This window comes from Streptomyces sp. NPDC006687, from assembly GCF_040636215.1.
Lineage (GTDB): Bacteria > Actinomycetota > Actinomycetes > Streptomycetales > Streptomycetaceae > Streptomyces.
On the sequence record NZ_JBEYJJ010000003.1, the window covers coordinates 301,088 to 318,143 of the forward strand.

Consider the following 17,056-nt stretch of genomic DNA (forward strand, 5'->3'; position numbering starts at 1 on the left):
TGGATCATGAGGCACCACCTGGGGAAGGAAGTAACCGTGGGTCACCTTGTCATGAGCACCGGCAGTATGCGCGATCCGATGAGGCTGCTCACCGCCGTCGAGCGCACGCCGGAGCAGGAGCGGACGCTGGCCACCGTCCGTGAGAAGTGCCGGACCGTGGACGGGCGGCTGCACGCCGAGGGCATCGACCTCGACGTCTCCGTGGCCCAGGCCCTGGAGGAGCTCCTCGACGGCCGCGTCAGCGCCGAACAGGGCCCCGGCTACCACTACGCCCTGCACGCGCTGATCTCCGCGCACTTCTCGGACCCCCACGACCTCGGGGACTGGGCGCGCCAGTCCTGGTTCTGGACGGTGGACGAGGAGGTGTCGCGCGCCGGGATCCCGGCCCGGCTCGCCCTCTCCCAGATCCTCCTGTCCGGGCCGCCCGTGCGCCTGCCCCACCCCGGTGACAGCACCCCCTGGATGGGGACCTTCCCGACGGAGCTGGCCGCCGAGTTCGTCGCCGCGCACGAGGCGGTGCTGGACCGGCTGGACCGGGAGGTCCGGGAGACCGTCGAGGTCTTCCTCAAGGCGATCCGCTGCGAGGCCGAGGAATGGGCCTCCACGAAGGAGAGCCTGCGCGCCCGCCAGGACACGATGTACTTCTGGTGCGCCTGAGTCCTTCTGGCACGCCTGACGAATTCCCCGGAAGAAATCTCGCGGGGGCTGTCGATCCCGGCCGCTCCCGTTCGACGCAGGGGTGAGAGGCGGGGAAACGGTCCCCGCCCTCCCGACCGAGGAGTCACCATGCCGCGCTTCCTGTCGCTCATCCGCATCGACGAGCAGGACCTCCCCCCGCAGGACTTCCCGCCGGAGTTCCAGCAGCGCATGGGCGCCCTGCTGGAGGAGATCACCAAGGCCGGGGTCATGCTCGACACCGCCGGACTGCTCCCCACCGCCCAGGGCACCCGCCTCGACTGGTCCGGAGGCAGGATCAGCGTCACCGACGGCCCCTTCACCGAGTCCAAGGAGGTCGTCGGCGGGTACGCCCTCCTCCAGTGCAAGGACAAGGCCGAGGCCCTGGAGTGGACCAAGCGGTTCCTGGAGACCCACCCGGCGTCCTGGCACGTCGGCGCCGAGCTCCGTGAGATCCAGGAGATGTGAGCCCCGCCCGCGGGGAGCGGCCACGGCCGCCCCCCGCACCGCGTTTGCCCCGCCGGTCAGGGGCTGATCTGATGGGTGGCCGTGACAGCAGTGACCACGGCCGCGGCGGTCGAGACGGTGTTCCGGATGGAGTCCGCGCGGATCATCGCCGGTGTCACCCGCATCGTGCGGGACGTCGGCATCGCCGAGGAGCTCGCCCAGGACGCCCTGGTGGCCGCCCTCGAACAGTGGCCCGTCTCCGGGATCCCCGACCGGCCCGGTGCCTGGCTCATGGCCACCGCCCGGCACCGGGCCGTCGACCTCGTACGCCGCAAGGAGACCTACGCCCGCAAGCTCGCCGAGGTCGGCCGCGCCCTGGAGGACGTCCCGCCGCCCGCCGAGCCCGCCGGTCCGGACGACATCGACGACGACCTGCTCCGGCTGGTGTTCACCGCCTGCCATCCGGTCCTCGCCACCGAGGCCCGGATCGCCCTCACCCTGCGCCTGGTGGGCGGCCTCACCACCCAGGAGATCGCCCGCGCCTTCCTGGCCTCCGAGCCCACCGTCGCCCAGCGCGTCGTCCGCGCCAAACGGGCCCTGGCCAAGGCCGGCGTGCCCTTCGAGGTGCCCTACGGCGCCGACCGCGAGCAGCGCCTCGCCTCCGTCCTCGAAGTCATCTACCTGATCTTCAACGAGGGCTACGCGGCCACCGCCGGGGATGACTTCCTGCGCCCCGCCCTCTGCGAGGACGCCCTGCGCCTGGCCCGGCAGCTGGCCGCCCTGATGCCGGACGAGCCCGAGGTGCACGGCCTCGCCGCCCTGCTGGAGTTCCAGGCGTCCCGCACCGCCGCCCGCACCGGCCCCGACGGCGAGCCGGTCCTGCTGGCCGCGCAGAACCGCTCCCGCTGGAACCGGCTCCTGATCCGGCGCGGCCTCGACGCCCTCCAGCGGGCCGGCACCGGACCCTACTCCCTCCAGGCCGCCATCGCCGGCTGCCACGCGGCGGCCCTGCGCTACGAGGACACCGACTGGAGGGCCATCGCCACCCTCTACGGACGCCTCGTGCGCCTGCTCCCCTCACCGGTGGTCGAGCTGAACCGGGCCGTCGCCGTCTCCATGGCCGAAGGCCCCGAAGCGGCCCTGCCGCTGGTCGACGCCCTCGCCGGGGAACCCGCCCTGCGCTCCTACCACCTGCTGCCGAGCGTACGGGGAGACCTGCTGGAGCGGCTCGGGCGGGGCTCCGAGGCCCGCGCCGAGTTCGAGAGGGCGGCCTCCCTGACCCGCAACGCCCGCGAACGGGACCTGCTGCTGGGCCGGGCCGCCGCCCTGACCGGCCTCAGCCCCTGACGACCGCCGGCCGCGGATCCGGCTCGGGCCGCCGCGGGGCGGTCAGCCCGACCGGCCTGCGGAAGCCGCCGGTGCGGGCGATGCTCTGCACCGTCCTGCGCAGCGCCTCCTGGAAGTCGTCCATCGTGCGCCGCGCGGCCGGGGTGTCCACGTACAGGGAGTTCATGTGCAGCCCGTCCGCGTCCCGCTGGAACCACGAGCACGTCCCGTTGCCGGTCGCCGACCACACGTGCGTGGTCGGCCGCCACTCCTCGTGCCGCTCGGCGCCCGGACAGCGGCGCATGTCGATGTACGAGAAGAAGTTCACCGCGTACGGCCAGGACCGCAGCGCGAACTCCTCCGGCGCCAGCAGCTCCCAGGCCCGTACGAACGGCACGTCCAGGTGCCGCATCATCTCCCGGAACCCCTCCTGGACCCCGGCCACCACCTGGGCGAAGTCCTTGCCGGGGGAGGCGTCGAACTCGATCGGCAGGGTGTTGACGAACCAGCCCACCGAGTTGGTCCACTTCTCCCGCCCGCGCTCGCTGACCGGCATGAACCCCCGGTACACCCCCGGCCCGCCCGCCTCGCGCAGACACACGGCGACGGCGGCGAGCAGCCCCATGAACGGCTTCCCGCCGGTCTCCCGGCACACCTTCTCGAAGACCTCGGCCTCGGCGGCGTCCAGCAGCCAGGACGCCTCGTTGACGATCGGGTACATCCGGTCCGGCTCGACGCCCAGCTCCAGCGGATAGCGGGGGAAGAACGCGCCGTTGCGGGCGATGAAGGACTTCCAGTAGCCCAGGCGTTCGTCGTCCGCGCCGATGGAGAGGTAGCGGCTGCGCTGCTCGTCGGCGAAGTCGAGGTAGCTGGGCGCCGGCGGCAGCTCGGGCTCCTCACCGCGCAGCAGCGCCTCGTAGGAGGTCAGCACCTGGTGGGCGACGACCGGCATCGACATCCCGTCGCAGACGATGTGGTCGAACGCCAGGTACACGGTCGCGGAGGCGGGTCGCACCACGGCGCCCATCACGAACAGCGGCCAGGACAGGGTGTCGATGCTCCGCTGGAAACGCTCCGACAGGAAGGCCCCCAGCCGCTCCGCCGAGCCGTGCACGGCCACCTCCTGGGCCTCCAGGGTGAGTTCGTCCGCCCGCAGGGGAGCGCACGACACCTCCCCGGCCAGGCGCAGGAACTCGCACCGCAGCACCTCGTGCCGCTGGACGAAGCCCAGCAGGGCCCGCGCCAGCACTCCTTCGTCCAGAGCGCCCTCGACCTCGAAGGTGACGGCCACCCAGGAGGCGAGGCGGTCGCCGTCCGCGCGGCACTCCTCGGCGACGGTGAAGTGCTTGTCCTGATTGAACGAAGCCCTCCGGTCCGCCGCGGCCGGGGTGGTCGTGGAGCGCAACCGCCACTCGACCAGACGCCCCGGCGCCACCTCGTGCATCTCCAGTGGAAACTGCCGCATTCACGCCATCCCTTCGTCCCCCGCTTCAAGCCCCGAGGGCCTAACGACACCCGGACCGCGGAAGTGACGCCCTCACGCGCGCGGGCGCGGACCGGGGCCGCTCGCGGGCAGTTGGTGGCTGCGGCGCTGCTCCGGCGTCGGCGGGTGCAGGACGCGCCCCGCCGCGAGGCGCAGCAGCGGTCCGGCGCCGTCCGGGGGGACCGGGGTCCACAGGCGGACGGTGCGGTCGCGCGAGGACGTGGCGATCCGGCTGCCGTCGGGGGCCCAGGACACGCCGTTGATCCAGTCGGCGTGGAGTCCGACGACGGCGACCGGCCCGGGGGCCGCCGGGTCCCACAGCCGCAGCGTCCGGTCCCGGGAGACGGACGCCAGCCGGGTGCCGTCCGGGGACCAGGCGAGGTCCTGGACCCGGTCCTCGTGCCCGGACAGGACGGCGACCGCCGCGGCCGGGCCGTCGGCACCGGGGTCCCACAGGCGGACGGTGCGGTCCCGGGAGCCGGTGGCCAGCAGGCGCCCGTCCGGCGACCAGGCCACCTCCCACACCTGGTCGGCGTGGCCCTCCAGGGTCCGCAGCCGCTCGCCCGTCCCCGCGTCCCAGACGATGACCGTACGGTCCGTCCCGCACGTCGCCAGCCGTCTGCCGTCCGGCGACCAGTCGGCGCCCGTGACCCAGTCCCCGTGCCCGCGCAGCACCCGCGAGGGCTCCCGGCCGGCCGCGTCCCGGAGGTGGACGAGCCCGTCGCGCGCGGCCGTCGCCAGCCGGGTGCCGTCCGGGGACCAGCACACCGCGGACACCTCCGCGCCGTGCCCGCCCGGCAGTTCGGCCGCGGCGGTCCCCTCACGCAGCCACAGCGCGGCCGTCCCGTCACGGCGGCCCACGGCGAGCCGGGTGCCGTCCGGGGACCAGGCCAGGTCCCCGCACTGCCCCGTCGCCAGGACCTGCGCGGGCCCCGGCTCCCGTACGGGCCACAGCCGTACGGTGCCGTCCTCGGAGGCGCTGGCCAGCCGGCTTCCGTCGGGCGACCAGGCGTTCTGCCAGACCGATTCGGTGTGCCCGCGCAGCACGCGGGGCGGCGCGCCCGGCTCCCAGACGGCCAGCGTCCGGTCCCGCGAGGCGGTGGCCAGCCGCCGTCCGCCGGGACTCCAGGCGACGGCGCGCACCGCGTCCAGGTGCCCGGTCAGCCACAGCGCCGGGACCTCCCCGTCGGCCGCCGGGCCGGCCTCCAGGTCCCAGACGCGGACGTTGCGGTGTCCGTCGCCGGCGGCGAGCCGGCTCCGGTCCGGGGACCAGGCCAGGCAGTCGATCCGGTCCATGCCCGACAGGTCGCGCACCCCCCGGCCGGTGGCCGCGTCCAGGATCACCGTCATACGGTCGGCGGAGGCCGAGGCCACCAGGGCGCCGTCGGGGGACCAGGCCAGGGCCGTCACCGCCGCCGCGTGGGCGGCGAAGGCCGCGACGGGCGCTCCGCCGGCCGCCGGCCAGATCCGTACGGCCCCGTCCTCCCCGGCGGCGGCGATCCGGCCGCCGTCGGGGGACCAGGCCGCGCACCACAGCGGGCCGGGCGCCCCCTCAAGGGTCCCGGCCGGGGTGAAGCCGGCGGTGTCCCACAGCCCCGGCTCCCCGCCGCCGTCGGCCCACACCAGCCTGCGGCCGTCGGGGGAGAAGGCCAGCGCGACGGGCCCGTCGGTGCTGTGAGGCCGGTGCAGAGCGGCCCCCGTCCGCCAGGAGGCGGTGTCCCAGACCGTCAGCCGGCCGTCCCCGGTGGCGCAGCCCAGCAGGGTCGAGTCGGGCGACCAGGCCACCGTACGGGGCGACTCGCCGGGTACGTCGAGAACGACGGGCGCCGCCGCGCGGTCCGGGGCGGCGGGCTCCTCCAGGGCGGGCGCCGGCCAGACCCGGAGCCGGCCGTCCTGCGCACAGGCGGCGAGCCGCGACCCGTCGGGGGACCAGGCCGCGCCGGTCACCGCCGCGCCGAAGTCCCGGTGCACTCCCCGCAGCAGGGAGCCGTCCAGCGCCGTACGCAGCGCCTGGAGGGCGGCCGGGGTCGGCGCCCACTCGGTGACCGCCGCCAGGGCGACCGCGACGGCCGTCTCCGGTTCACGGCTCTCCAGCACCCGCGCCGCCACCGCGTCCGCCGTACGCGCCCGGGCCGCCCCGTCCGCCCGGGCGCTGCGCTCCACGTACTCCGCGACCAGCGCCGACACCTCCAGCCCGGCGGGGGCCTGCTCCTGCCAGGCACGGGCCTCGGCCAGCCGCTCCCCGGTCAGCAGGAAGGCGTCACCCCGGCCGGCGAACTCCCACTCCTGGGCCCAGCGCTCCCACTCGCCGCGCCGGCGCAGCTGCCCGACGTGCTCGGCGACGGCCCGCCGCAGCGGTGGCCAGCGGCGCAGCAGCGCCTCGTGGGCCAGGTCCAGGACCCCGGCGTCGGAGGTCAGCAGCCGGCCCGCGACGAAGGCGTCCGCGATCTCCCGCTCGGAGGGCTCCAGTTCGGCCCGCGCGACCCGTCTGCGGACGGGCTCCTCGCCCTGGACGGTGACCAGCCGCAGCAACGTCCGTATGACGGGGTCCGGCTCCGCCGCCCCGTCCCCGCCGGGGCCCAGCAGCTCGGCGCGGATCCGGTCGGCCTGCCCGACGAGGGCCCCCGCGACCCCGCCGACCTCCCGGTAGTGCCCGTACCCGATCACCGAACCGGGGCCGCCGGCCCGCCGGTAGAGCTCCTGGAGGGTGTAGGCGAGCAGCGGCAGCGCGTCGCCGCCCCCGCAGTCGTCGACGATCCGGGACACCAGGCCCGCCTCGAAGGTCACCCCGGCGGCCGCGGCGGGCCGGGCCACCACCTCGTGCAGGGCCTCCCGCTCCAGGGCCCCGACGACCACCGGATCCCGTACGAGGAAGGCGAGTCCGGCCTCCAGGAACCCGGTCAGGAAGTCCGAGCGCAGGGTGCCCACCAGCCACAGCCTCGGCTGCCGCGCCAGCTCGTCGCGCACCGCGGCGGCGAAGGCGTCCCGCTCGGCCGGCCCCGACAGGGTCAGCAGTTCCTCCAGCTGGTCCACCACCAGCACCCGGGGCCGCCCGTCCGCCGGGGCCCCCTCCAGGGCCCGCCGCAGGGCGCCGACCGGGTCGGTGCCGGGGGTGATCGCCGGGTACGCGGTCCAGCGCGGCCGGCGTCCGGTCAGCGCGGGCAGCAGCCCGGCCCGGACCAGCGAGGACTTGCCGGAGCCGGAGGGCCCGACCACCGTCACGAACCGGTGGGCCCGGGCCGGCACCGCCGGGTGCAGCCGGGCCACGAGCGCGGCGGTCTCCCGCTCCCGCCCGAAGAACACGGCCGCGTCCTCCTCCCCGAACGCCTCCAGCCCCGGGTACGGCGGCTGCCCGACCGTCCACACCGGCGCCGCGGCCACCGGGCGCCGCTCCAGCCAGCGCAGCCACACCTGGCCGCCGACCAGCGCGAGGAGCCCGATCCCGACGAGGGGGATCGACCACTGGCGCAACAGCCGCAACGGGAGCGGTACTTCGCCCTCCACGTTGGTGGCGTAGTTGGTCGCGATCCCCAGCAGGGCGCCCACCAGCATGAGCAGGACGTCGAGTACCAGGGCGAGCGGTCGTCGTTGCATGAGGGATGAACCTAGCCGCGCCCCCCGTGGTCCGCGAGGGCCGTCCCCGCAACCGAGGCTTCCCGTCCCCGGGTCGGACCGGCTCGCCCCTGGTCACCCGTCGCCCACCGACGCCCGCAGGGCCTCGGACAGGGCCTCGGCGCAGGGGTGCGGGGAGCGTGCGGGAAGGGCGACACCGAGGTGGCGGGCCGGGCGGGGCGGGGCGAGGGGGACCACCGCCACGCCGGCGGGCGGGGCCAGGGCGATGTGCGGGACCAGCGCGACGCCCATGCCGGCCCCGGCGAGGGTCTGGGCGAAGAAGTAGTCGGTGGTGGAGGCGGCGATCCGCGGTGCGAACCCGGCCCGGTCCGCGTAGCGGCGCAGGTACGCCTCCGTCTTGAGGCACCCCAGCACCCAGCGGTCCGCCGCCAGTTCGGCCGGCTCGACCGACTCCCGCCCGGCCAGCCGGTGCCCGGCCGGCAGGACCGCGTACAGCGGGTCCTCCAGCAGCGGCAGCCAGGACAGCCCGGTGGCGGAGGGCAGCGGGCCGTCGAAGTGGTAGGCGAGCGCCAGGTCCGCCGCACCGGCGCGGACCATCGGCAGCGCGGCTTCCGGTTCGGCCTCCAGCACCGTCAGCTCCACCTCCGGACGCGCGCGGACGAAGGCGGACAGCGCCCCCGGCAGCAGGTGGCGGCCCCCGCTGGTGAAGGTGGCGACGGTCAGCCGGGGCCGGCCGGCGGCCAGCCGGCCGATCCGCGCGCGGACCCGGTCCAGCTCGGCGGTGACCGTCTCGGCCGTCTCCACCAGCAGCAGCCCTGCCTCGGTGAGCGTGACCCCGCGCGTGCTGCGCTCCGCCACCCGCTGGCCGATGCCGCGCTCCAGCGCGGCGATGTGCTGGGAGACCGCCGAGGGTGTCAGCCGCAGGGCGGCCGCGGCCCGGTTGAAGCTGCCGTGGTCGGCCACGGCGCGCAGGACGCGCAGCCGGTGCACATCGATCAAGGGTCTTCCTCGGGGCCGTTCGAAGGGGGGAGTTCGGACCCTACAGCGGCGCGGGGAGGCATACAGCGGCGCGGGAGGCCCCTCAGCGCTCCCCGCCGCCCGGGTGCCGCTCCAACGGGGCGGCTACCGCCGAGTTGCTCACACTGAACGTGACGCTTCCGGCCCGGTACCGGTCGTCGGACCACTCGATCGGGCGGCCCGTACGAGTGGCCGATACATGCCGTTGGCGGAGCAGCGGGCTGCCGCGCCGGACCTCCAGCAGCCGGGCGTCCTCACTGCACGCCGGGAGGGCGTCGATCAGGTGCTCCCCGTAGTGGGCCACGATGCCGGAGTCCGCCGCCAGGGCGTCCATCACCGAGCGGCAGTCCTCCGCCAGCGCCTCGACGGCCGCCGCGACCCAGTCGGCGTAGGCGGTCCGCTCGACCATGACGGGCTCCCCGTCCAGCAGCCGCAGCCGCAGTACGGCCAGGATCTCCGTACCCGGCGCCAGCGCGAGCCGCTCCGCCTCCTCGGCCGTCGCCTGCCGCCGGGTCCGGGACAGGAAGCGGCTGCGGGCCTCGTGGCCGACCCCCTCCGCCCACTGCGCGAAGCTGTTCAGCTCGCCGAAGCTGTGCCGCCGCTCGTGGCGCAGGACGATCCTGCGGGCGCCCTGGCTGGAGCCGATGAGCCCCTCGGTGGCCAGCGTGGCGACGGCCTGGCGGACCGTGCCGCGCGAGACCGACCAGCGGGCCGCCAGATCGCTCTCGGACGGGAGCCGGGCGCCCACCGGGTAGACGCCGGACAGGATCGCCCGGCGCAGTTCCTCCGCGATCTCCAGATACCGGACCACACCCATGCCGTTCGCCCCCCCGCTCGCCCTGTGCGGGTCCTCCCGCACCGCCACTCATGATCATCCCAGCGGGTTCTGTCACGGCTTATTCCGGTCATTCTCGTGTTGTCGTCGAGCCGTGCTCCCCGGTCCAGGCTCCGTTCACCGTCCGTACAGCCGGCCCGGGCGAACTGGGGCCAACTTGTTCAGACAAGTGATGCCTGACAAGTGATCCCCCCTTCGTCTCCGGGAGAGACCGTGTTCCGTTCCCCTGCCCGTCGTGGTGCGGCCGTCCTGCTCAGCGCCGCCGCCCTCGCCACCCTCAGCGCGTGTGGCGCCGCCCCCGACCAGCCCGCCGCCGGCGGCGACGCCAAGGGCAAGGCCCAGCCGGCCACCGCCGCCTCCGCGGCCGACCTCGGCGGCATGGACGCCCTCGTCGCGGCCGCCGAGAAGGAGGGCCAGCTCAATGTGATCGCCCTGCCGCCGGACTGGGCGAACTACGGCGAGATGATCAAGGCGTTCCAGGCCAAGTACCCCAAGATCAAGGTCTCCAGCGAGAACCCGGACGCCACCAGCGCCGACGAGATCGCCGCCGTCAAGTCCCGCAAGGGCCAGAAGCGCGCCCCCGACGTCCTCGACCTCGGCATCGCCTTCGCCCGCAGCGGAGCCGGCGAGAACATCTTCGCCCCCTACAAGGTCACCGCCTGGGACAAGATCCCCGCCTCCCAGAAGGACGCCGACGCCCGCTGGTACAACGACTACGGCGGCTACGTCTCCATCGGCTGCGACGCCGCGAAGATCCCCACCTGCCCGCAGACCTTCGCCGACCTGCTCAAGCCGGAGTACAAGGGCAAGGTCGCCCTCAACGGCAACCCGACCAAGTCCGGCTCCGCCTTCGGCGGCGTCTACGCGGCGGCCCTCGCCAACAAGGGCTCCTTCGCCGACATCCAGCCCGGCATCGACTTCTTCGGCCAGCTGCGCAAGAGCGGCAACTTCATCCCCGTCGAGTCCACCCCGGCCACCGTCGAGAAGGGCGAGACCCCGATCTCGATCGACTGGGACTACCTCAACGCCGGCTACGCCGAGCAGTTCAAGGGCAAGGGCGTCGACTGGAAGACCGTCGTCCCCGCCGACGGCGTCTACGCCCAGTTCTACTCCCAGGCCATCAACAAGGACGCCCCCAACCCGGCGGCCGCCCGCCTGTGGATGGAGTTCCTCTACAGCACCGACGGTCAGAACATCTGGCTCAAGGGCCACGCCCGTCCCGTGCTGCTCCCGGGCATGACCCAGGACGGCACCGCCGACAAGGACGCCGTCACCAAGCTCCCCCAGGTCCAGGGCACCCCGTCCTTCCCGGCCTCGGCCGAGCTCGACCGGGCCAAGGCCGTCCTCGCCGAGAAGTGGGACAAGGCCCTCAGCTGATGTCCGCCCCCACCACCGACCCGGCCGCCGGCGGCGGCACCCCCCGCCGTCGGCGGCGGCGCGGCCCGCGCACCTGGCTCGCCGCCCTCCCCCTCCTCGTCTTCACCGGGCTCTGCTTCGGCGTCCCGCTCGGCGCCATCGCCTTCGGCGCGGTCACCCGCACCGACCCGGCCACCGGCGCCACCCGGCTCACCGGCGAGCACCTGGCCCGCTCCCTCCAGGGCCCCTACCTCGCCTCCCTGACCGGCAGCGTCGAGCTGTCCGCGCTCACCGCCCTGCTCTCCACCCTCCTGGGCGTCCTCATCGCCCAGGCGCTGGTCACCTCCCGCTCCACCGCCCTGCGCTCGGCGGCCCTGACCGCCTCCGGCGTCCTCGCCAACTTCGGCGGTGTCCCGCTGGCCTTCGCGTTCATCGCCACCGCCGGCATCTCCGGGGTGCTCACCCAGCTCGCCGACCTCACGAGCCTGGGCTGGGACCTGTACTCCTTCACCGGCCTCACCGTGGTCTACCTGTACTTCCTGATCCCGCTGATGGTGCTGGTCACCGTCCCCGCCCTGGACGGGCTGCGCCCCCAGTGGCGCGAGGCCGCCCAGAACAACGGGGCCACAGCCCGGCAGTTCTGGCGCCACGTCGGGCTGCCGGTGCTCGCGCCCTCCCTGCTGGGCGGGTTCGTCCTGCTCTTCGGTACCGCCTTCGCGGCGCACGCCACGGCCGCCGCCCTGGTCGGCGGCTCGGTACCGCTGGTCACCCTGAAGATCGCGGACGCCCTCTCGGGCAATGTGCTCACCGGCCAGGAGAACGTGGCGCTCGCCCTCGGCCTCGACATGATCCTGATCGCCGGCCTGGTCATGGCGGTCTACCTGCCCCTCCAGCGACGGAGCGCCCGATGGCTGCGATGACCGAGACCGCCGAGAGCGAAGAGACCGCCCGGATCGCCGAGGCCACCACGGGGACGGCAGCGGCCGCCGCCGTCCCGGCCCCCGCGACGGCCACCGCCACCAGGGCGAGGGGCCGCCGCCGCGCCCAGGTGTGGCGCGGCCCGGTACTCGCCCTGGCGGGCGCGTACTTCCTGCTGCCGCTCCTGGCCTCCTTCGTGTTCACCGTGCACGTCCCCGGCCAGGGCGTCACCTTCGAGGCGTACACCGCGCTCCTCGGCGCCGACGGTTTCTCCCAGAGCCTCCTGCTCTCGCTGGGCCTGGCCGCCGCCACCATCGCGCTGTCCCTGCTGCTGGCCGTGCCCGCGCTGATCGCCGTACGGATCGGCTCGCCCCGGCTGCGGCCCGTGGTCGAGGTGGTGTGCATGCTGCCGCTGGTGGTACCGCCCATCGCCCTGGTCACCGGTATCACCACCGTGCTCCGCTGGGGGCCCGAGCACCTGTCGCGGACCCCGCTCTACCAGACCTTCATCGCCGTACAGGACGAGCGGTTCCCCGTCGTCCTGGTCCTCGCCTACACCGTGCTCGCGCTGCCCTTCGTCCACCGCTCGCTCGACGCGGGCCTGCGCGCCGTGGACGTGCCCACCCTGGTCGAGGCCGCCCGCAACTGCGGCGCGAGCTGGCCCCAGGTGGTGGGGCGGGTGCTGCTGCCCAACCTGCGGACCTCCCTCGCCGGAGCGGCCTTCCTCACCCTGGCACTGGTGCTCGGCGAGTTCACCCTCGCCTCCCTGCTGGGCTTCCGGCCCTTCGCCGTGTGGATCGTCTCCATCTCCGGCGCCCAGGCCCGGATGTCGGTGGCCGTCTCCATCCTCAGCCTCCTGATCACCTGGCTGCTGCTGCTCGTCCTCTCGCGGGCCGGAACCGCGTCGTCCACCACGGCCCCCGCCCCCGCCACCTCCCGCAAGGAGTCCTGACCCGCATGTCCACCACCCTGACCGAGACCGGGAAGCCGGCCCAGCCCGCCGCCCCCGGGGGCGCCCGCGTCGAGTTCCGCGGCCTGCGCCGGGCGTTCGGCACCACCACCGCCCTGGACGGGCTCGACCTGACCGTCGAACCCGGCGAACTCCTCGCCCTGCTCGGCCCGTCGGGCTGTGGCAAGACCACCGCCCTGCGCGTCCTCGCCGGCTTCGAACACCCCGACTCCGGCGAGGTCCTGGTCGACGGACAGGACATCACCGGTGTCCCGGCCAACCGCCGCGACGCAGGGATGGTCTTCCAGTCGTACAGCCTCTTCCCGAACCTCAACGCCCGCGAGAACGTCGCCTTCGGGCTGCGCGTACGGGGCGTGCCGGCGGCCCGCCGCCGTGAACGCGCCGCCGAACTCCTCGACCTGGTCGGCCTGCCCGCCCACGGCGAGCGCTACCCGCACCAGATGTCCGGCGGCCAGCAGCAGCGCGTCGCCCTCGCCCGCGCCCTGGCGCTGCGCCCGCGCGTGCTCCTGCTCGACGAGCCGCTCTCCGCCCTGGACGCGAAGGTACGGGCCAGCCTGCGCGAGGAGATCCGCCGGCTCCAGCTCTCCCTCGGCATCACCACCGTGTTCGTCACCCACGACCAGGAGGAGGCCCTGTCCATGGCCGACCGGGTCGCCGTCCTCAACGCCGGGAAGCTGGAGCAGTGCGCCGCCCCCGCCGAGCTCTACGAGCGGCCGGCCACCCCGTTCGTCGCCGAGTTCGTGGGCACCATGAACCGGCTGCCGGGCCGCCTCGCCGGCGCCGGACAGGTGGAGGTCGCCGGGGTCCGGCTGCCCGTCGACGGCCCGGTCCCGGGCACCACCGACGTGGAGGTGCTGGTCCGGCCCGAGAACCTCACCGTCGCCGCCGACGCCGCCGGCGGGGCCACCGTGACCTCGGCCTCCTTCTTCGGCGCCGTCACCCGCCTCCACCTCGAACTGCCCGGCGGCACCCGCGTCAAGGCCGACGTCCCCTCCCGGGACGCGGGCGGCCTGTCCCCCGGCGCCCGGGCCACCGTCGGCCTGGCCGAGCGGCCCGTCCTCGTCGTGGCGAGGGCCGCGTGAGCGCACCCGCCGCCGTCCTCTTCGACATGGACGGCACCCTCGTGGACACCGAGGTGCTGTGGTGGCGGACCACCGAGGAGGTCGCCGGCCGCCTAGGCCACCGGCTCGGGAAGGCCGACGCCCCCGAGGTCGTCGGCCGCGCGGTCGCCGACACCGCCGCCCACCTCGTACGGGCCGCCGGCGCCGCCGCCGACCCGGGGGCGGTGGCCCGGGAGCTCACCGAGGGCTTCTTCCGCCGGGTCGCGGCCGGCGCCCCCGTCCGTCCCGGAGCCCGGCGGCTGCTGACCGCCCTGGAGACGTTGGGCGTGCCCTTCGCCCTGGTCAGCGCCTCGCCGCGGGTGGTTGTCGACCAGGTGGTGGGCGGGGCGCTGGCCCAGGTCCCCTTCACCTTCACCCTCTCCGCCGACGACACCGTACGCACCAAGCCGCACCCCGACCCCTACCGCACGGCCGCCGCACGCCTGGGCCTGGAGCCGGGGGAGTGCGTCGCGGTGGAGGACTCCCCGGACGGGGCCGCCTCCGCCGAGGCCGCCGGCTGCCCGGTGCTGGTCGTGCCCTCGCTGCTGGAGGTGCCCCGTTCGGCGGCGCGCACCTTCGCCTCCTCCCTGGAGGAGGTCACCCCGGAGCTGCTGCACGGTCTCAGGCGCACAGCCCGATGATCTCGCGGATGCCGTCGGCGTAGGCGGCGGTCACACTGCCGGGCCGGCCCGCCCGGCCGCCGCTCAGCCGGGGGAGGCCGGCCCGGACGAAGGCGGCGCACTGCCCGTAGAGCCCCGCCTCATACGGGGTCCCGTCGTCCTCGGCGGTCAGCAGCGCGAGCAGCGTCCGCAGCAGGACCTCGCGGGTGGCCAGCCGGGGCGGGCCGGCCGACCAGACGGCCATCAGCACCGCACAGGCGGCGGGGGCCGGCGGCCAGAGCCGGGGCCCGGTGAAGACATGCCCCTGCAGCGCGTGGAAGGCGGCCGGATGCCCCTCGGCGGCATCCCACAGCATGTCCTGGAGATGGGCCGCCGAACGGCCGCAGCCGCACGTGATGGACGCCCAGTCCTGCCGTGCGATCTCGTCCTCCACCGCGGCGGGCACCAGCGGGCTGCTGCGCGCGGTGTCCTTGTCCTTCCCTCTCATGAGGACCCAGTATGGGAGCGCTCCGGGTGCCCGGTCGACCGGGCACCCCCCCCGCGGCCTCCGTCACGCGCGCGGGCCGCGCCCGCGTACCCTCGGCGGGGTGTCCGCTTCCCGCCCGTACCGTGTCGCCGTCCTCGTCCTCGAAGGGGCGAAACCGCTCGACGTGGGGATCCCGGCGCAGGTCTTCAGCACCCGGGCGAGCATGCCGTACGAGGTCCGCGTCTGCGGGGCCGCCCCCGGGCTGGTCACCGGCGGCGACGGCCTCTCCTACCACGTCACCCACGGGCTGGAGGCGCTCGCCTGGGCCGACATCGTCTTCGTCCCCGGCTACCGCTTCCCCGACCGCGAGGAGCCCCCGCGGGAGGTGGTCGAGGCGCTGACCGCCGCCCACGCCCGGGGCGCCCGGCTCGCCGCCATCTCCACGGGCGCCTTCGCCCTCGCCGCCACCGGCCTGCTCGACGGCAAGCGCGCCACCACCCACTGGCACTACACGCGGGCCCTGAGGGCGAAGCACCCGCTCATCCGGCTCGACGAGAACGTGCTGTTCGTCGACGAGGGCAGCGTCCTGACCTCCGCCGGGGCCGCCTCCGGCATCGACCTGTGCCTGCACATCCTGCGCCGCGACCTCGGCGTGGCCGCGGCCAACCACGCCGCCCGGCGGCTGGTGGCGGCCCCGTACCGCAGCGGCGGGCAGGCGCAGTACCTGCCGCGCAGCGTGCCGGAGCCGCTCGGCGAGCGTTTCTCCGCCACCCGGGAGTGGGCGCTGCGGCGGCTCGGAGAGCCCCTGACCCTCGAAGCGCTGGCCCAGCACGCGGCCGTCTCGCCCCGTACGTTCTCGCGGCGCTTCGCCGAAGACACCGGGTACACCCCGATGCAGTGGGTCATGCGGGCCCGCGTCGACGTGGCCCGTGAGCTGCTGGAGCGCTCGGGGCGGAGCGTCGAGCAGATCGCCGCCGACGTGGGGCTGGGCACCGCCGCCAACCTGCGCCTGCACTTCCAGCGGATCCTCGGCACCACCCCGACCGAGTACCGGCGCACCTTCACCCGGGGCGAGTAGCCGGACGGCCGGCCCCGGGCGGCGGCTTGGCGGGATCCTTTCGAACCATGGCGATCTCGCCACTGTCGTGGGCGGGCGGCCGGGGCGAACCTGGGGGCGAACAGAAGAAGGGGACACCGCTCATGACTCGTATCGCCATCAACGGATTCGGCCGCATCGGACGCAACGTGCTGCGCGCGCTGCTCGAACGGGACAGCGCCCTGGAGGTCGTCGCCGTCAACGACCTCACCGAGCCGGCCACCCTCGCGCGGCTGCTCGCGTACGACTCGACGGCCGGCCGCCTCGGCCGCCCGGTGAGCGTCGACGGCAGCACCCTCGTGGTCGACGGCCGGCGCATCACGGTCCTCGCCGAGCGGGAGCCGGAGCGGCTGCCCTGGGGCGAACTCGGCGTCGACATCGTCCTGGAGGCCACCGGCCGCTTCACCTCCGCCGAGGCCGCCCGCGCCCACCTCAAGGCGGGCGCGCGGAAGGTGCTCGTCAGCGCCCCCTCGGACGGCGCCGACGTGACGCTGGCCTACGGGGTGAACACCGGCGCGTACGACCCCGAGCTGCACACGATCGTCTCGAACGCCTCCTGCACCACCAACGCCCTCGCCCCGCTGGCCTCCGTCCTCGACGAACTGGCCGGCATCGAGCACGGCTTCATGACGACGGTCCACGCCTACACCCAGGAGCAGGCCCTCCAGGACGGCCCGCACCGCGACCCGCGGCGCGCCCGCGCCGCCGCCGTGAACATCGTGCCGACCACCACCGGCGCCGCCAAGGCGATCGGCCTGGTGCTGCCGAACCTCGACGGCAAGCTGTCGGGCGACTCGATCCGCGTCCCCGTCCCGGTCGGCTCGATCGTCGAGCTGAACACGACGGTGTCCCGCGAGGTCACCCGCGACGAGGTCCTGGCGGCCTACCGCGCCGCCGCCGAGGGCCCGCTGGCCGGGGTGCTGGAGTACTCCGAGGACCCGCTCGTCTCCTCCGACATCACCGGCAACCCCGCCTCGTCGATCTTCGACTCGGAGCTCACCCGCGTCGACGGCCGCCACGTCAAGGTGGTCGCCTGGTACGACAACGAATGGGGCTTCTCGAACCGCGTGATCGACACCCTCACCCTCCTCGCCGGCTGAACCCGCCGGCTGAGCCGCCCACTGAGCCCTCCGGCTGAACCCGGCGGCTGAATCCCGGCCCTCGCCGGCCGGCC

At 74.9% G+C, this 17,056-nt stretch carries 15 protein-coding genes; 10 read left to right on the forward strand and 5 right to left on the reverse strand.

The window, feature by feature from the left end:
• Nucleotides 1–36: 36 nt before the first annotated feature.
• The 3 genes from ABZ716_RS05810 (at nucleotide 37) to ABZ716_RS05820 (ending at nucleotide 2,469) form a co-directional block, all read left to right on the forward strand.
• On the forward strand, nucleotides 37–657 hold the full coding sequence (locus tag ABZ716_RS05810) for a hypothetical protein (protein ID WP_358812669.1): 621 nt from the start codon (nucleotides 37–39) through the stop codon (nucleotides 655–657).
• A 129-nt stretch (nucleotides 658–786) separates the two neighbouring features.
• The gene (locus ABZ716_RS05815) at nucleotides 787–1,143 is read left to right on the forward strand and encodes a YciI family protein (RefSeq protein WP_351890799.1); all 357 of its coding nucleotides are present in this window, start codon (nucleotides 787–789) and stop codon (nucleotides 1,141–1,143) included.
• 90 nt (nucleotides 1,144–1,233) lie between these two features.
• The gene (locus ABZ716_RS05820; protein ID WP_358957090.1) at nucleotides 1,234–2,469 is read left to right on the forward strand and encodes an RNA polymerase sigma factor; all 1,236 of its coding nucleotides are present in this window, start codon (nucleotides 1,234–1,236) and stop codon (nucleotides 2,467–2,469) included.
• On the opposite strand, the gene ABZ716_RS05825 is transcribed toward ABZ716_RS05820, so the two are convergent.
• The 4 genes from ABZ716_RS05825 to ABZ716_RS05840 all read right to left on the reverse strand — a co-directional run bounded on the left by ABZ716_RS05825 (nucleotide 2,459) and on the right by ABZ716_RS05840 (nucleotide 9,338).
• On the reverse strand, nucleotides 2,459–3,913 hold the full coding sequence (locus tag ABZ716_RS05825) for a condensation domain-containing protein (RefSeq protein ID WP_358956872.1): 1,455 nt from the start codon (nucleotides 3,911–3,913) through the stop codon (nucleotides 2,459–2,461). The genes ABZ716_RS05820 and ABZ716_RS05825 overlap by 11 nt on opposite strands.
• A gap of 72 nt (nucleotides 3,914–3,985) precedes the next feature.
• Nucleotides 3,986–7,525 carry a hypothetical protein gene (locus ABZ716_RS05830; protein WP_358956874.1) on the reverse strand — a complete coding sequence of 1,180 codons (3,540 nt, stop codon included), beginning with the start codon at nucleotides 7,523–7,525 and terminating at the stop codon, nucleotides 3,986–3,988.
• A gap of 93 nt (nucleotides 7,526–7,618) precedes the next feature.
• Nucleotides 7,619–8,503 carry a LysR family transcriptional regulator gene (locus ABZ716_RS05835; RefSeq protein ID WP_358812666.1) on the reverse strand — a complete coding sequence of 295 codons (885 nt, stop codon included), beginning with the start codon at nucleotides 8,501–8,503 and terminating at the stop codon, nucleotides 7,619–7,621.
• An 82-nt stretch (nucleotides 8,504–8,585) separates the two neighbouring features.
• Nucleotides 8,586–9,338, reverse strand: a complete 753-nt coding sequence (locus ABZ716_RS05840; protein WP_358956876.1) for a GntR family transcriptional regulator — start codon at nucleotides 9,336–9,338, stop codon at nucleotides 8,586–8,588.
• Between the two features lie 231 nt (nucleotides 9,339–9,569).
• Between ABZ716_RS05840 and ABZ716_RS05845 the strand changes: the two genes are divergently transcribed.
• Genes ABZ716_RS05845 through ABZ716_RS05865 form a run of 5 tightly spaced genes read left to right on the forward strand, consistent with a single transcriptional unit; the run spans nucleotide 9,570 to nucleotide 14,341 of the window.
• Nucleotides 9,570–10,733, forward strand: a complete 1,164-nt coding sequence (locus ABZ716_RS05845) for an extracellular solute-binding protein (RefSeq protein ID WP_358812665.1) — start codon at nucleotides 9,570–9,572, stop codon at nucleotides 10,731–10,733.
• Nucleotides 10,733–11,632, forward strand: coding sequence for an ABC transporter permease subunit (locus ABZ716_RS05850; protein ID WP_358956878.1), 900 nt, complete (start codon nucleotides 10,733–10,735; stop codon nucleotides 11,630–11,632). The genes ABZ716_RS05845 and ABZ716_RS05850 overlap by 1 nt, the downstream gene beginning before the upstream one ends.
• A complete protein-coding gene (locus ABZ716_RS05855) occupies nucleotides 11,620–12,582 on the forward strand; it encodes an ABC transporter permease subunit (RefSeq protein ID WP_358956881.1) in 963 nt (320 codons plus the stop codon). Before ABZ716_RS05850 ends, ABZ716_RS05855 begins: the two co-directional genes overlap by 13 nt.
• A 5-nt stretch (nucleotides 12,583–12,587) precedes the next feature.
• Complete coding sequence (locus ABZ716_RS05860; protein ID WP_358956883.1) at nucleotides 12,588–13,682, forward strand: ABC transporter ATP-binding protein; 1,095 nt, start codon at nucleotides 12,588–12,590, stop codon at nucleotides 13,680–13,682.
• On the forward strand, nucleotides 13,679–14,341 hold the full coding sequence (locus tag ABZ716_RS05865) for an HAD family phosphatase (RefSeq protein ID WP_358812661.1): 663 nt from the start codon (nucleotides 13,679–13,681) through the stop codon (nucleotides 14,339–14,341). The genes ABZ716_RS05860 and ABZ716_RS05865 overlap by 4 nt, the downstream gene beginning before the upstream one ends.
• Here ABZ716_RS05865 and ABZ716_RS05870 read toward each other — a convergent pair.
• The gene (locus tag ABZ716_RS05870; RefSeq protein WP_358812660.1) at nucleotides 14,322–14,807 is read right to left on the reverse strand and encodes a hypothetical protein; all 486 of its coding nucleotides are present in this window, start codon (nucleotides 14,805–14,807) and stop codon (nucleotides 14,322–14,324) included. The genes ABZ716_RS05865 and ABZ716_RS05870 overlap by 20 nt on opposite strands.
• A 100-nt stretch (nucleotides 14,808–14,907) precedes the next feature.
• Between ABZ716_RS05870 and ABZ716_RS05875 the strand changes: the two genes are divergently transcribed.
• Together ABZ716_RS05875 and gap are read left to right on the forward strand one after the other, a co-directional pair.
• A complete protein-coding gene (locus ABZ716_RS05875; RefSeq protein WP_351890820.1) occupies nucleotides 14,908–15,864 on the forward strand; it encodes a helix-turn-helix domain-containing protein in 957 nt (318 codons plus the stop codon).
• 122 nt (nucleotides 15,865–15,986) lie between these two features.
• On the forward strand, nucleotides 15,987–16,982 hold the full coding sequence (gap, locus tag ABZ716_RS05880; RefSeq protein ID WP_351890822.1) for a type I glyceraldehyde-3-phosphate dehydrogenase: 996 nt from the start codon (nucleotides 15,987–15,989) through the stop codon (nucleotides 16,980–16,982).
• Nucleotides 16,983–17,056: the final 74 nt, after the last annotated feature.

What these genes read in the sequence shown, in the direction of transcription:
- ABZ716_RS05815 (WP_351890799.1), top strand. Translation starts at nt 787, where the DNA reads ATGCCGCGCTTCCTGTCGCTCATCCGCATCGACGAGCAGGACCTCCCC.
- ABZ716_RS05825 (WP_358956872.1), bottom strand. Translation starts at nt 3,913, where the DNA reads ATGCGGCAGTTTCCACTGGAGATGCACGAGGTGGCGCCGGGGCGTCTG.
- ABZ716_RS05830 (WP_358956874.1), bottom strand. Translation starts at nt 7,525, where the DNA reads ATGCAACGACGACCGCTCGCCCTGGTACTCGACGTCCTGCTCATGCTG.
- ABZ716_RS05840 (WP_358956876.1), bottom strand. Translation starts at nt 9,338, where the DNA reads ATGGGTGTGGTCCGGTATCTGGAGATCGCGGAGGAACTGCGCCGGGCG.
- ABZ716_RS05850 (WP_358956878.1), top strand. Translation starts at nt 10,733, where the DNA reads ATGTCCGCCCCCACCACCGACCCGGCCGCCGGCGGCGGCACCCCCCGC.
- ABZ716_RS05855 (WP_358956881.1), top strand. Translation starts at nt 11,620, where the DNA reads ATGGCTGCGATGACCGAGACCGCCGAGAGCGAAGAGACCGCCCGGATC.
- ABZ716_RS05860 (WP_358956883.1), top strand. Translation starts at nt 12,588, where the DNA reads ATGTCCACCACCCTGACCGAGACCGGGAAGCCGGCCCAGCCCGCCGCC.
- ABZ716_RS05870 (WP_358812660.1), bottom strand. Translation starts at nt 14,807, where the DNA reads ATGAGAGGGAAGGACAAGGACACCGCGCGCAGCAGCCCGCTGGTGCCC.
- gap (WP_351890822.1), top strand. Translation starts at nt 15,987, where the DNA reads ATGACTCGTATCGCCATCAACGGATTCGGCCGCATCGGACGCAACGTG.